General features: G+C 66.1%; 12 protein-coding genes. 7 read left to right on the forward strand and 5 right to left on the reverse strand.

Annotated elements, in window-relative coordinates:
• Positions 1-90: 90 nt before the first annotated feature.
• The gene (locus ADBZ9K_RS22875; protein WP_526624556.1) at positions 91-2,589 is read right to left on the reverse strand and encodes a transglycosylase domain-containing protein; all 2,499 of its coding nucleotides are present in this window, start codon (positions 2,587-2,589) and stop codon (positions 91-93) included.
• The gene (locus ADBZ9K_RS22880) at positions 2,582-3,016 is read right to left on the reverse strand and encodes a DUF5318 family protein (protein ID WP_526624557.1); all 435 of its coding nucleotides are present in this window, start codon (positions 3,014-3,016) and stop codon (positions 2,582-2,584) included. The genes ADBZ9K_RS22875 and ADBZ9K_RS22880 overlap by 8 nt, the downstream gene beginning before the upstream one ends.
• A 117-nt stretch (positions 3,017-3,133) precedes the next feature.
• Here ADBZ9K_RS22880 and ADBZ9K_RS22885 point away from each other — a divergent pair, with 117 nt between their 5' ends.
• The 3 genes from ADBZ9K_RS22885 to ADBZ9K_RS22895 all read left to right on the forward strand — a co-directional run bounded on the left by ADBZ9K_RS22885 (position 3,134) and on the right by ADBZ9K_RS22895 (position 5,858).
• Positions 3,134-3,994, forward strand: a complete 861-nt coding sequence (locus ADBZ9K_RS22885; RefSeq protein WP_526625589.1) for a DUF1707 domain-containing protein — start codon at positions 3,134-3,136, stop codon at positions 3,992-3,994.
• A 151-nt stretch (positions 3,995-4,145) separates the two neighbouring features.
• On the forward strand, positions 4,146-4,691 hold the full coding sequence (locus ADBZ9K_RS22890; protein WP_526624558.1) for a PadR family transcriptional regulator: 546 nt from the start codon (positions 4,146-4,148) through the stop codon (positions 4,689-4,691).
• A 57-nt stretch (positions 4,692-4,748) separates the two neighbouring features.
• Positions 4,749-5,858: an inositol-3-phosphate synthase gene (locus ADBZ9K_RS22895; protein WP_526624559.1), complete on the forward strand. Its 1,110-nt coding sequence runs from the start codon at positions 4,749-4,751 to the stop codon at positions 5,856-5,858.
• Positions 5,859-5,950: 92 nt separating this feature from the next.
• Here the strand turns inward: ADBZ9K_RS22895 and ADBZ9K_RS22900 are convergent, their stop codons facing one another.
• Positions 5,951-7,144 carry an IS481 family transposase gene (locus ADBZ9K_RS22900; RefSeq protein WP_526623202.1) on the reverse strand — a complete coding sequence of 398 codons (1,194 nt, stop codon included), beginning with the start codon at positions 7,142-7,144 and terminating at the stop codon, positions 5,951-5,953.
• Between the two features lie 134 nt (positions 7,145-7,278).
• Here ADBZ9K_RS22900 and ADBZ9K_RS22905 point away from each other — a divergent pair, with 134 nt between their 5' ends.
• From ADBZ9K_RS22905 to ADBZ9K_RS22915, 3 genes are all read left to right on the forward strand, one after another.
• Positions 7,279-8,181, forward strand: coding sequence for an Rv0045c family esterase (locus tag ADBZ9K_RS22905; protein WP_526624560.1), 903 nt, complete (start codon positions 7,279-7,281; stop codon positions 8,179-8,181).
• 76 nt (positions 8,182-8,257) lie between these two features.
• On the forward strand, positions 8,258-10,330 hold the full coding sequence (locus ADBZ9K_RS22910) for a PhoX family protein (RefSeq protein WP_526624561.1): 2,073 nt from the start codon (positions 8,258-8,260) through the stop codon (positions 10,328-10,330).
• Between the two features lie 138 nt (positions 10,331-10,468).
• Entirely contained in the window at positions 10,469-11,254 is a 786-nt protein-coding gene (locus ADBZ9K_RS22915) for an LLM class F420-dependent oxidoreductase (RefSeq protein ID WP_526624562.1), read from the forward strand.
• A gap of 6 nt (positions 11,255-11,260) precedes the next feature.
• Here the strand turns inward: ADBZ9K_RS22915 and ADBZ9K_RS22920 are convergent, their stop codons facing one another.
• Together ADBZ9K_RS22920 and ADBZ9K_RS22925 are read right to left on the reverse strand one after the other, a co-directional pair.
• Positions 11,261-12,178: a DUF4344 domain-containing metallopeptidase gene (locus tag ADBZ9K_RS22920; protein WP_526624563.1), complete on the reverse strand. Its 918-nt coding sequence runs from the start codon at positions 12,176-12,178 to the stop codon at positions 11,261-11,263.
• 155 nt (positions 12,179-12,333) lie between these two features.
• A complete protein-coding gene (locus tag ADBZ9K_RS22925; protein WP_526624564.1) occupies positions 12,334-13,239 on the reverse strand; it encodes a DUF4344 domain-containing metallopeptidase in 906 nt (301 codons plus the stop codon).
• Positions 13,240-13,633: 394 nt separating this feature from the next.
• Between ADBZ9K_RS22925 and ADBZ9K_RS22930 the strand changes: the two genes are divergently transcribed.
• Positions 13,634-14,299 (forward strand): GntR family transcriptional regulator, encoded by a 666-nt coding sequence (locus tag ADBZ9K_RS22930; protein ID WP_526624565.1) that lies wholly within the window; start codon positions 13,634-13,636, stop codon positions 14,297-14,299.
• Positions 14,300-14,332 lie beyond the last annotated feature (33 nt).

A 14,332-nucleotide genomic window follows, 5' to 3' on the forward strand; every position in this document is an offset into this window, starting at 1 on the left:
CGGTGCCCACAACGACACCGCCGGCCGGCTCGCTGGCCGGCCGGTCGGCCGAAGAATCCTGCGGTGGACCCCCACCTACACCGCTGTCGATCACGGCGGCGGTGGTGGAACGGCAGCGTTGGGGTCACCGCCGGGAACCGGCGGCGGCGCCTCGGGAGCACCCGGGGCGGGCGGGCCGGGCGGCGGCACGGTGATGGTGGTCGGCGGCCCGAGCGGAATCGTGATGCCCGGCGCGACTTCGATGCTCGGCTGGATGACCGTCTCGGTCGGAGTCGGTGGCGGCGGAGGCGGCGGAGGCGGCGCCGCCGGCACACCGGCATAGCCGCCCACCTCGGCAGGCTTGGGGAAGGACTCGTTGTCGGTGCCCTTGAGAGCCCCGTCCATCGTCGCCTTCCAGATGTCTGACGGGATGCCCGAGCCGTACACCGGGCCGCCCCACTGATTCACCAGGGGTTGAGTGCCATCGGTGGTGCCCACCCACACCGCCGTCGACAGCGACGGGGTGTAGCCGACCATCCACGCATCGCGGTTGGCACCGGTGTCGCCGAGCTGGTTGGTCCCGGTCTTGGCCGCCGAAGCGCGCCCGCCGGCCAGGTTGTGCCCGTTGGACCAGCCCGCGATCGGCTGCATGGCCGCCGTCACATTGTCGGCGACGGCCTTCTCGATGCGCTGCTCGCCGCTGTTGTCGGTGGTGCTGGCGTCGAAGAGCACCTCGCCGCGGGCGTTGACGACCTTCTGGACGAAGTGCGGCTTGTGGTACACGCCGGAGTCGGCCAGCGTCGCGTACGCCGAGGCCATGTCGATGACCCGGGTCTGGTACTGACCGAGCACGACGCCGTTGTTGGGCGGGCCGCCCTTCCCGTCCTCGGACAGCGTGTGGTCAACGCCCGGGAAACTCTCGGCCACGCCGGCCCGGTGCGCGGCGTCGGCGACGTCGGCCGGACCGTTCTTCAGCTTCAGCATCAACCGGTAGTAGCTGGTGTTCAGCGACCGCTTGAGTGCCTCGGCGATGTTGCAGACGCCGCAGCCCTCACCTTCGACGTTGGTGATGGTGACGCCGTTGAGATTCACCGGGGAGCTGTCGATCTGATAGCCCAGCCCCATGCCCTGTTCGAGGGCGGCCACCAGGGCGAACACCTTGAACGAGGAACCCGTCGGCAGCCCGGCCTGGGCGAAGTCGTAGCCCTGGGCGTCCGACCCCCCGTAGTAGGCCTTGACCCCCCCGGTTTTCGGGTCGATGGACACCACCGCCGCTCGCATGTCCGGCATCTGACCGTCGAGGTATTTCGACACCGCGTCCTCGGCGGCCTTCTGCGCCTGCGGGTCGATGGTCGTGGTGATCTGCAGACCCTGGGTGTTCAGCGACTGCTCGTCGATGTTGAACAGGTCGAGCAGTTCCTTGGTGACCTGGCGCTGAATCAGACCGTTGGGACCGGTGGTGACGTTCTCCGAGCTGGCCTGATCCGGGGACACCGTCGGCGGGAAAATCTGTTGGCCGCGCTCGTCTTTCGACAGCGCTCCCATCGATACCATGCCGTCGAGCACCCAGTTCCAGCGCTTGGCCGCACCCTCGGGGTCGATCGCGGGATCCAGTGTCGACGGCCGCTGGATCAGCGCTGCCAGCAGCGCGCCCTCGGCGACCGTCAATTGCTCGACCGGCTTGTTGAAGTAGGCCTTGGACGCCGCCGAGATGCCGTACGCGCCGCGGCCGAAATAGATGATGTTCAGATACGCCTGCAGCACTTGATCTTTGGACCACTCGCGCGACATCTTCGTGGAGATGACGAGTTCCTTGGCCTTGCGGACCAGGCCGCCGACGCCGGAGCGCGCATCGCCGACGAGTGCGTTCTTGACGTACTGCTGCGTGATCGTCGACCCGCCCTGCAGGTCACCGCCGAACAGGTTGTTCTTGATCGCACGCGCGAACCCCGACAGCGAAAAGCCCGGATTGGTGTAGAAGTCGCGGTCCTCGGCGGCCATCACCGCATTACGCACATGCACAGGCACCTGGTCGATATTGACGTCGACCCGGTTGCCTTCCGGCGGAACGATCTTCGCCAGCTCCGAGCCGTCACTGGCCAGGATCGTCGACACCTGATTGGTGCGGATATCGCCGGGCTGGGGCACGTCGACGATCAGGTACGCCATGCCGAAGGTCATGATCGGCAGCACGACCAACACCACAGCGGCCAGATAGAGCGAGCGGCGCACCCACTTCCAGCTGATCTGCTGGGAGAAACTCGGCGGCTTGGCCGGCGGACCACCACCAGGTCCCCCACCCGTCGGAGGCGGCGGTGGTGGGGGCGGCAGCTTCGACGGCGGCGTGCCGTCCAGTGCTCTCTTGACGACGTCGATCGGGTCGCGCAGCAAGGGCACGGTGTCCTCACGGACCGGTTCGATGATCGCCGTCAACCGGTCATCGGGCGGCACCTGCCGACGAGGTGTGCTTCGGGGGGGAGTGGCTGACCCCGCGCCGTCGGCCACCGGGAACCTCGACGTCGGCGAATCCGGTTCACCGGACGCACCATCGGCCCCTGATCCCGAGGGGACACCAGTGGCAGGCCGGTCGTGACGCCCTTCGCTATTCACTGGCCGTGCGCGCGCCGGAGCGCGCCGTCCGGGTGCCTCGGCGTCCGCGCGTTCCGTCGGTGGGCCGGGGCGCTCCGAGCACGTAGGACTTGACCAGGTGATTCCACTCGCAAGTCCGGCATACCTCCACTACATGTACTGCAAACTCATCGAACCGGGTGGCGAGCAGGACCAGCTCCTCCGCGGAGCGCGCCGACCCTGAAACGGCACCCAGATGCTCGCCGAACACCCACGACACCAACGTGAGCGGTTCCTTGCGGCAAATCGGGCACATCACCGAACTGGGTTTGCCGTGAAACTTGGCCGCGCGCAGCAGATAGGGATTGGCATCGCACACCTCGGTGACACCCGTGCGGCCGGAATACACCTCGGCCAGCAGGGAGCGCCGCCGTAGGGCGTAGTCCACCACCTGTCGCTGCAATCGCACGATGACCAGAGTACGTCGGTGGTCTTGGCACCGACGCGCAACCGACTCGCGGTGCGCCGGATTAGCCGTCTGGTCTGGGCTCTTGCGCCCCCGAATGTGATCGGAACTCTTACGATCATCGCCGTGGCGACATCGCAGACGGCCAGCACGCGAGCCAAGGACAACGACCGCAACGACACCTGCCAGATCCTCGACACCGCGCTGTCCGAGGGGCAGCTGTCGATGACCGAGCACCAGCAGCGGGTGAAGGCGGCCACCAACTCCACCACTCTCGGCGACCTGCGGGCACTGGTGTCTGATCTGCAGACCGGTAACTCCCCGGTGCAACTGCCCACGCTGAGCCGACCGCGGCTCGCCCGCCTCGGCGGCCGCGCCGGCTGGGGTTTTCGTGCCGCCGTCGCCGCCGTCCTGGTCCTTCTCGGCATCGGTATCGGCTGGGGCCTCTACGGCAACACCCCCTCGCCGCTGGACTTCACCTCTGATCCCGGCGCCAAGCCCGACGGTGTCGCACCGGTCGTCTTGACCCCGCCCCGCCAGCTCCAGTCGCTGGGCGGCCTCAACGGTCTGTTCGAACAGATGAAGAAGAAGTTCGGCGACACCAACGGCTACCGGCTGGTGATCCACCCCGACTACGCCTCCCTGGACCGCCCCGACCCCAGTGACGACCGTCGGGAGTTGAGCTACACCTACCGCGGCGGGTGGGGCGATCCGAGCACCTCACCGACCGGCAGCGACGCCCGCGTGGTGGATCTGAGCAAGTTCGATACCAAGGCCATCGTCGGGGTACTGCGCGCAGCGCCGGAAACACTGGACATCAAGCCCGCCGACGTCAAGAGCACCTACCTGATCATCGACCCCACGCGGGACCCGACCGCACCGGGAACCGTCACGATCTCGATCTACGTCTCCACCGACTTCGGCAGCGGGTACATCCAGCTCAACCCCGACGGTTCTGCCAAGAACATCAATTACCCGTAGGACCACTCGACCTGCTGGCCGCCGCGGGCGGCTTCTTCGGCGTGCCCGCCATCAGGGTCGACGGCGCTCAATTGGCGCCGAATATATCGCTCCGATACTATCGCCGGAGGTGTTGAAGCACCGTAACGGCTGAGCAAAAGGAGGTGACCCGGTGCTCGAACTCGCCATCTTGGGTCTTCTCCTGGAGTCCCCCATGCACGGCTACGAATTGCGCAAGAGACTCACGGGCTTGTTGGGGGCGTTCCGCGCCTTCTCCTACGGCTCGCTGTACCCGGCGCTGCGCCGGATGCAGGCCGACGGCTTGATCGCCGAGGACGCCGCCCCCGCCGGAACTACGGTGTTGCGTCGTGCTCGGCGGGTCTACCAGCTCACCGACGACGGCCGACAACGGTTCACCGAACTGGTGGCCGACACCGGCCCGCAGAACTACACCGACGACGGCTTCGGTGTGCACCTGGCGTTCTTCAACCGCACCCCGGCCGAGGCCCGGATGCGGATCCTGGAAGGTCGCCGTCGCCAGGTGGAGGAGCGCCGCGAAGGCCTGCGAGAGGCCATCGCGCGAGCGAGCAACTCGCTGGACCGCTACACCCGACAACTGCATCAGCTGGGTCTGGAATCCAGCGAGCGGGAAGTCAAGTGGCTCAACGAGCTGATCGCCGCGGAACGGGTGGCGCAGGGCCACCCCGACCAGACCTGATACGACCACCAACCCGAACCTGAACAGCCAGCAGAAGTACGAGTTAGGAGAACGTCCATGACTGAGAACAACGCGCCGGGAGCGTCGACGGATGTGCGCGTCGCCATTGTCGGCGTCGGCAACTGCGCGTCCTCATTGGTCCAGGGCGTCCAGTACTACAAGGATGCCGACCCGAACGTCACGGTGCCCGGCCTGATGCACGTCAAGCTCGGCCAGTACCACGTGCGCGACGTCAAGTTCGTCGCCGCGTTCGACGTCGACGCCAAGAAGGTCGGCTTCGACCTCTCCGAGGCCATCTTCGCCTCCGAGAACAACACCATCAAGATCGCCGACGTGCCGCCGACCGACGTCGTTGTGCAGCGCGGCCCGACCCTGGACGGTATCGGCAAGTACTACGCGGAGACCATCGAGATCTCCGACGAGCAGCCGGTCGACGTGGTCAAGGTGCTCAAGGACGCTCAAGTCGACGTGCTCGTGTCCTACCTGCCGGTGGGCTCCGACGAGGCCGACAAGTTCTACGCCCAGTGCGCCATCGACGCCAAGGTGGCGTTCGTCAACGCACTGCCGGTGTTCATCGCCTCCGACCCGGTGTGGGCCAAGAAGTTCGCCGACGCTGGTGTGCCGATCGTCGGCGACGACATCAAGAGCCAGGTCGGCGCCACGATCACCCACCGCGTGATGGCCAAGCTGTTCGAGGACCGCGGCGTGACCCTGGACCGCACCTACCAGCTCAACGTCGGCGGCAACATGGACTTCAAGAACATGCTCGAGCGCGAGCGCCTGGAATCCAAGAAGGTCTCCAAGACTCAGGCCGTCACCTCCAACCTGACCGGCTCGCTGGCCGGCAAGATCGACGACAAGAACGTCCACATCGGCCCGTCCGACCACGTCGCGTGGCTCGACGACCGCAAGTGGGCCTACGTCCGCCTGGAAGGCCGCGCCTTCGGCGACGTGCCGCTGAACCTGGAGTACAAGCTCGAGGTGTGGGATTCACCGAACTCGGCCGGCATCATCATCGACGCGGTGCGCGCCGCCAAGATCGCCAAGGACCGCGGCATCGGTGGGCCCATCATCCCGGCCTCGGCGTACCTGATGAAGAGCCCGCCCGAGCAGCTGGCCGACGACATCGCCCGGACCCAGCTCGAGGAGTTCATCGCCGGCGAGTAATCCTTTGCGATTTGGGCGCGTTTTCCGTCGGTGAGCGGCGTGTGGTGTCTCGGGACATCGCTGACACTTGTGTCTCGGGACATCGCTGACACTCATGGTGCCGGTTTGGGTTCGCGGGTGCGATAGGTCCGGGTGGTTTTGTCGCCGGGTTGGTAGCTGCGGGTGGGGTCGGCGGTGAAGGAGCGGACCAGGGTGGTGCCGCTGAGGATGGTGATGTGCTCACCGTCGCGGATGACGTCGCAGTCGTGGCCGGCCCACCGCAGGCCTACGTTGACTTTGTAGGGTGCGACGAAGATGTATCCCGAGGTTTCGCCAACGCTGTGATGGCTGATCACGATTGGTGCGGGCACGGGACGGTCAGCGGGCCGGGCTTTGGCGGTGGCGTCAAACACCTCGGCGGGGGTGGCCCCTCGGTGAGCGCGATGCGGCCGTTGATGGTTGTAGAAGTTGCGGAATTGCTCGAGGTGAGCGTTGAGCTCGTCGATAGTGGCGGCGGGTTCGTGGGCGGTGAGCCACTTTTTCAACGTCTGCCACAACCGCTCGATCTTGCCGCAGGTCTGGGGGTGAAACGGCGCCGAATTGATGGTCCGCACGCCCAGGGCCCACAGGTTGGTCTCGAACGCCGATTCATACGCGTGGAACCGTCCGGTATAGACCAGTCCGTTGTCCGACAACGACATCGACGGAATCCCGCATTCGTCGATACCCGCCAGCATCACCTCCCAGACGAGCGCGGCGTCGGCGTCACCGGTACAGGCACGCAACCCCACCAGGTAGCGGGAGTGGTCATCGAGGCTGCCCGCGATACCCACCGGGGTGCCGTCGGCCAGCGCCCATCCGGTCCAATCGGACTGCCAGCACTCGTTGGGCCGATCAAAGCAGAACCGTTTCGTCGCTGACTTCGGCCGCTTCTGCGGCTGCGGGGTGATCGCCCCGCGCCGGGTCAGGATGTGCCACACCGTCGATACCGAGGGCACCGCGATACCCTCGCGCTGCAACGCCCACACGATCGACTGGGCTCCGTGATCACGTCCCTGCTCGATCAACTGCTTGCGCCGCAACACGATCAGATCCTCGATCTCGACCGGGGTCTGCCTCGGCGAGGTCCGCGGGCGCCGCGAGAGCTCCTGCAGCCCTTCGATGCCGTCCTGACCGAATCGTCGGCGGTACTTGTAGAACGTCTCCCTACTGATACCGCTGTCGCGGCAAAACTGTGCCACGTTCTCGATCTGCCCGGCCAATGCTGCAGCCATGCGAATATCCATCGCTGTCACCTTCTGGGCCATGAACCATGCTGGTCCCAGCACCTACTCAGGTGTCAGCAATGTCCCGAGACATCCAACTGTCAGCGATGTCCCCGAACAGAACACGTCGGTGAGCGGCGGTAGGCGCGCCCAAATCGCGTTGTAGGGTCAGGATCGTGGCTGACCCGCACATCTCCGATGACGAACTGATCGGACTCGACGAGTTCGCGCTGCTGCCCGAGAACGCCGCGCAGGCCGGCGCGGTCGGCATCCCCCCGGTGGAGCGCATCGACCGCGGTCCGGTGAGCGCGCTGCGCTGGGGCAGCGCCCCAGTGCGGGTGGTGTTCCTGCACGGTGGCGGCCAGAACGCGCACACCTGGGACACCGTCATCCTCGGACTCGGTGTATCGGCGTTGGCCATCGACCTGCCCGGCCACGGCCGCTCCGCCTGGCGCGAGGACGGCGACTACGGGCCCAAGCTCAACGCCGACACGGTCGAACCGGTGATCCGCGAACTGGCGCCGGACGCCGACCTGGTGGTCGGCATGTCGCTGGGTGGACTGACGGCGATGCGGCTGGCGGTCACCGCCCCGGAGCTGGTCCGCACCCTCGTCATGGTCGACGTCACCCCGTCGGCGCCGGAACGCCACGAACAGATGACCAAGGCCCAGATGGGTACCGTCGCCCTGGTGAAGGGTGACCGCACCTTCCCCAACTTCGCCGACATGCTCGACGTCACTGTCGCCGCAGCACCGCACCGCGACCGGAACTCCTTGCGCCGCGGCGTGTTCCACAACTCGAAGCAACTCGACGACGGCAGCTGGACGTGGCGATACGACACCTTCCGCAAGGGCGAGGGCTTCGAAGGCCTGTGGGACGACGTCCCTGGGCTGACCGCACCCACCACGCTGGTACGCGGAGCCAACTCGTTTTTCGTCAACGACGACGACGCCGCCGAATTCGCCCGCACCGCACCGGGTTTCCAACAGGTAATCGTCGTGCCCGACTCGGGGCACTCGGTGCAGGGCGATCAGCCGCTGGCGCTCATCCAGATCCTGCGCGACGTGCTCGGCAGCTGAGCCATTTCCCCGTTGTTCACCAGCTGATTCCCAGCGCATTCCCAGCTGATTCCCGGGTTGCCATAGTTTTCGGGATATGGCCCTCATCCCGCTGAATGTGTTCATCAGTCATGACGGGCGGTCCGCTCGGCAACGCGTCACCTGTCGTTACCGTTGCGGTGACGCGTGCGCACACCCGGCACCCAACACCAGCGACAACGAGTACTTCGGGGATCTGGTTCGCGAAGCGATGTCGCGGCGATCGGCCCTCAAGGCCGCCGGCATCGCCGTGCTCGCCGTCGGCGCGGGTTCGGCGCTGGCCGCGTGTTCGACCCAGTCCACACCCACGGCACAGTCCACATCCCCGTCCACACCGCGGCCCACCCCGGCCGGGATGGACTTCGCCGCGGTGGCACCCAACACTGAAGACGCCGTCGTGGTGCCCGACGGCTACCGACAGGCCGTGGTGATCAGCTGGGGTGACCCGGTCCTGCCCGGCGCACCCGCCTTCGACGTCAAGAACCAGACCGCAGCCACGCAACGCCAGCAGTTCGGTTTCAACAACGACTTCGCCGGGCTGCTGCCGATCGACGGGGCGCCCAACCGCTTCCTGCTCGTCGTGAACCACGAGTACACCACCGAGCGGTTCATGTTCCCCGGGTACGACGAAAAGCACCCCACGCGTGAACAATTCGAGACAGCGGTCGCTGCACACGGCCTGACAGTCGTCGAGGTGGAGCGCAGCGATGAGGGACTCCGGCCGGTGATGGGGCCCTACAACCGTCGCATCACGGCCGCCTCGCCGTTCACCCTGACCGGACCCGCCGCCGGCAGCGAGTTCGTCAAGACCGGCGCCGACGCAGGCGGACGCACCGTCGTCGGGACCGTCAACAACTGTTCGGGCGGTATCACCCCGTGGGGGACGGTCCTGTCCGGCGAAGAGAACTTCAATTCCTACTTCGGCTCCGCCGACGGCGCCCAGGCACCGACGCCCGTCGACGCCGACCGCTGGAAACGCTACGGCATCAAACTCGAGCCCAGCGAACGGCTTTGGGAGACCTTCGATCCCCGGTTCGACCCGACCAAGGCTCCCAACGAAGTCAACCGGTTCGGCTACGTCGTCGAACTCAATCCTTGGGATCCACGGTCGGCACCGGTCAAGCACACCGGGATGGGCCGCTTCAAGCACGAGGCCGCCACCATCTACGTGACCGCCGACGGAACCGTCGTCTCCTACAGCGGCGACGACGAACGTTTCGACTACATGTACAAGTTCGTCTCCAGCAAGAAGATTCAACCCGGCCGCGACGCAGCGGCCATGGCACACAACATGACGATTCTCGACGAGGGCACGTTGTACGTCGCCAAGCTCTCCACCGACATCCCGGCCAGTCAGATCGACGGGTCCGGCACGTTGCCGTCCGACGGGTCCTTCCGCGGCTCCGGCACGTGGCTGCCGCTGCTGCGCTCCGGCCCCGACGGTGCCGCCGAGTCCCTGATCGCCGGCATGACCGCACCGGAGGTCGCCGTCTTCACCCGGTTCGCCGCCGACAAGGCCGGGGCAACCAAGATGGACCGCCCGGAAGACTTCGAGGCCAACCCGCGCACCGGCAAGCTCTACGTCGCGCTGACCAACAACGACAAGCGCGGCGCACCCGGCAAAGCCGCCGCCGACGCCGCCAATCCGCGCAACGACAACAAGAACGGGCAGATCCTCGAGATCACCGACGACCACTCCGGCACGACGTTCAGCTGGGATCTGCTGCTGGTGTGCGGGGACCCTGCCGCGGCCGATACCTACTACGGCGGCTTCGACAAATCGAAGGTCAGCCCCATCTCGTGCCCGGACAACCTCGCCTTCGACCCGCACGGAAACCTGTGGATCAGCACCGACGGAAACGCGCTGGGGTCCAACGACGGGTTGTTCGCCGTCGCCCTGGACGGACCCGACCGCGGCGAGACGCGCCAGTTCCTGACTGTGCCGATCGGTGCCGAGACGTGCGGACCCATCGTGCTCGACGACCTCGTCACGGTCTGCGTTCAGCACCCCGGCGAACACGACGACAACAGCATCGACGATCCCCTGTCGAACTGGCCGGCGGGTGGCAACGGCACGGCCCGCCCGTCGGTCGTGGCGGTGTGGAAGCCGGGCGGGAACATCGGGGTCTAGCCGCGACGACGATGCCGCCGAGGAACGAGGCGGAAGAGGAGCAAGGCCATCGAACCTAGCCGCGACGACGATGCCGCCGAGCAACGAGGCGGAAGAGGAGCAAGGCCAACACGTCTAGCCGCGACGTACGGTTGTGTGGTGACCTTCCCCATTCGTATCGGCGTGCAACTGCAGCCGCAGCATTCCACCGACTACAACCAGATGCGCGACGCGGTCAGTCGTTGTGAGGACATCGGCGTCGACGTGGTCTTCAACTGGGACCACTTCTTTCCGCTCTACGGCGATCCGGACGGCGCGCATTTCGAGTGCTGGACCATGTTGGGCGCCTGGGCTGAGCAGACCTCACGCGTGGAGATCGGCGCCCTGGTCACGTGCAACTCCTACCGCAATCCCGAGCTGCTCGCGGACATGGCCCGCACCGTCGACCACATCTCCGGTGGCCGGCTGATCCTCGGCATCGGTTCGGGGTGGAAGCAGAAGGATTACGACGAGTACGGCTATGACTTCGGCACCGTCGGCAGCCGCCTCGATGACCTCGCGGCGGCGCTGCCGCGCATCAAATCGAGGCTGGCCAGACTGAACCCGGCGCCGACCCGCGAGATCCCGATCCTCATCGGGGGTCAAGGCGAGCGCAAGACGCTCCGCCTGGTCGCCCAATATGCCGACCAGTGGCACGGATTCACCAACGCCGATACCTACCCCGGCAAGGCCGAGGTGCTCGACCGGCACTGCGCCGACGTGGGCCGAGATCCGGGGACCATCGAACGCTCCTCCGGCGTGGAGGGCAACGACACCGACACCCTGGTCGCCAACGCCGAGGCGCTCGCGGGGTTGGGCGTCACGCTGATGACCGTCGGTTGCGACGGACCCGACTACGACCTGGGCCCGGCGCAGGCGCTGATCCGCTGGCGCGACAACCGCTGACAGGTCCTACTTCAGGTAGGGCTTGAGCAGCGTACTCCAGGCGTGGTCGAGCTTCTGATACTCGTCGTCGCATCCGTCTGCTCGCGACTGCGGCAGAAGACCTTGCGTGACAACGTCGCTCATCGCATCGGGGTCGGCTCCGTAGGCCCAGCACAAGATGTTGTCCATTCGGGCCAGGTTCGGCGAATGGACATCGGCCAGGTCGTCGGCAGTTACCTCACCATTGTCCTGGTCGCTCAGCAGTTTCCAGGAGGCTGCCGAGTCTTTAATGGCATCGATGCTGTCCTGGTCGATCTTTCCGTCGTCGTCAGGACGGAGGAGCAGATACACCGACGCCTGGTCGGCGACGTCCTCCTCGCGGCCGGTCGCCGGTAGATCGTAGATGTCGATGACCATGTGCCCGGTCTCGTGGTAGTTGACCGCGACCGCGGTGTGGAAGGTGGCCGACGTGGGATCGGAGAACCCCGCTGCTTGGAACCTATCGAAGTTTGCCGCAATGTCCTCGTAGCACATGGTCATCGCCTTGTCTTCGGGGCTCCACCAGTCATTCTCTACGCCGCACTGCGAGCCTTTCAACGGAATGTCGAAGGGCAGTTTGAGGGTGTCGTTGATGTCGTCGGCCAGCTGCGGCAGCAGATTGGTCTGCTGCATGAACTCTCGGCCCCGTACCGCCTCGGGTGTCGTCGCATCCTCGTAGACCACGGTCATTTTGCCGGGCCAATCACCGTCGGACGGATCGGAGTCGGGTCTGCCGTTGCCGTTGACATCGGTCTGGGTCGCCGTCGGGAAGACGATCTCGGAGGCCGAGCCGGCTGTCGTCGGACTCGACTGCGTCGCGGCCGTGTCCTTGTGCCCGCAGCCCACCGCAAGGGCAGCCAGGCCAGCAACCACGCCGACGATACCAACACCTACATTTCCTGGCATGGCTGAGCCCTTCCTCGCCGCAGGCGTCCCAAGCCTGCGCAGACCATCGTCCCCCCGCCGGGCAAACTCATCCTAGCGGCGCTAATTTGCTTGTGCGCGGGGAACGCGCAACCGGCCTAGCGATGTTCCCCAAGGGGGTGCCGCTAAACCCCTGGCTATTTCAGGTAGGGCTCGAGCAGTGTGCTCCAGGCGTGATCGAGTTTCTGGTACTCGTCACCGCAACTGGCGGCGCGCTCTTCAGGCAACAGGCCCTCGGCAACAGCGGCGCTCATCGCGTCCGGCTGCGCGCCGTAGGCCCAGCAGAGCATGTTGTACATCCGAGCCTCGCTCGGCGAGTGGGGATCGGCGAAGTTCACCTGACCGCCGCTGAGTGCGTCCATCGCGTCGAACCAGCGAGCCGAGTCAAGGATCGCCGAAATGCTGTCCGGGTCGATCTTTCCGTTCTCCGGGCGTAGTAACAGGTACACCGAAGCCTGATCGGCCACATCTTCCTCACGCCCGGTGGCCGGCAGGTCGTAGAGGTCGATCACCATGTGCCCAGTCTCGTGGTAGAAAGACGCCAGCGCTTCGTGGAAGGTGCCGTCGGCCGGGTCCTTGTCGCCGGCCATCTTGTAAAGATCAAGACTGTTGGCGATGTCCTCGTAACACATGATCATCGACTTGTCGTCCCGGTTCCAGAAGTCGTTCGGTTCGTCGCACTGCGAGCCACGCAACGGAACGTCATAGGGCAGCTTGAGCGTGTCGTTGATGTCGTCGACCAGCTGGGGCAGCAGGTTGGTGTCCTCCATGAACTTCCGGCCGCGAATCGCATCGGGTGTCTTGGCGTCCTCGTAGACCACCGTCATCTTGCCGGGCCAATCCTTATCGGCGGCATCGCTGTCCGGCTTTCCGTTGCCGTTGACGTCGGTCCGGGTCGCCGTCGGGAAGACGACCTCAGAGGCCGGGCTTGCCGCCGTCGGACTCGACGGCTTCGCCGACGTGTCCTTATGTCCACACCCGACCGCCAGAACGGCCAGGCTAGCAACCACCCCGACAACCCCCACGCGTACGTTTCCTGCCACGGTTGAACCCTTCTTCATAAGAGGTATACAGAGCCGTAGCAGACAACCCTCCCCCCGCCCGGCAAACATATGTTAGCTGGACGAAGTTGGTTGTGCACAGCAAATGCACGGCAATCCGCAAACAACGGGCCGGCCTCCCGCTGGCCGCGACTCCCGACGGCCGTCGGCCGTCGGCAGCGACGGATCGGACTTGGACACCAGACGGCCCGGATCGTCGTCGGCAGAGGACGTTTCACGATCGGGCTTGCTGAGATGCGTCGCGCTGCACGGCGCGCTCGTTCGATTGGCGGGTCGCCGAACGGTGATTGCGCGAATCACTGGTGTCGGCCGCCAACAACCGGCAGGATGGTGCCCTGCATCCCCACAGCCCACCCGGGATGCGTCTGCGAGAACGATGCCCAAACGCTATGGGGTCAAAGACAAAGACGTCGTCGTCGCCCACATTCTCGAGCTGCTTCTGAGCGGGCGGCTGCGATCCGGTGACCGGGTGGATCGCAACGACATCGCCGCCGCGCTCGGCCTGAGCCGTGTTCCGATCCAGGAAGCGCTGGGCCAGCTCGAGCACGACGGAATTCTGGTGACGCGCTACCACCGGGGAGCATTCGTTCAGCAATTCGACGAAGCGGCCCTGCGCGAACACCACGAGGTGCACGGATTGCTGACCGGCGCAGTGTCCGCCCGCGCCGCGGCCGATCCCCGACCCGGAGTACTCGCAGATCTCGACCGCTGGATGGCGGTGATGCGCAGCGCCGCCACGCCCGGTGAATACCTGGCGGGCGCGGATCGTTTCCGGGACGCCCTGGTCAAGGAGTACGCCGGCCCCCGCCTGACCGCCAGCATCCAGGCGTCGCGCAGCCTTATGCCGCAAGCCTTCTGGGCCAGCTATCCCCCCGGACCGGCCCAGCTCTTGCCCTTCGCCGAAGTCGAGAATGCCGCGATCCGGCGGCGCGATCCGGCGGCGGCACGCCGGGTCTGCATCGACCGGGCTGACCTGATGGCCGACGTCGTGATCACCGACCTGCAACGCTGCGGGGTGTTCCCCGCTTTGCACTCGTCTTGACCCGAAGCCGCTGCCAGGACCCGCATCACCAGT

Source organism: Mycobacterium sp., assembly GCF_965229265.1.
Lineage (GTDB): Bacteria > Actinomycetota > Actinomycetes > Mycobacteriales > Mycobacteriaceae > Mycobacterium.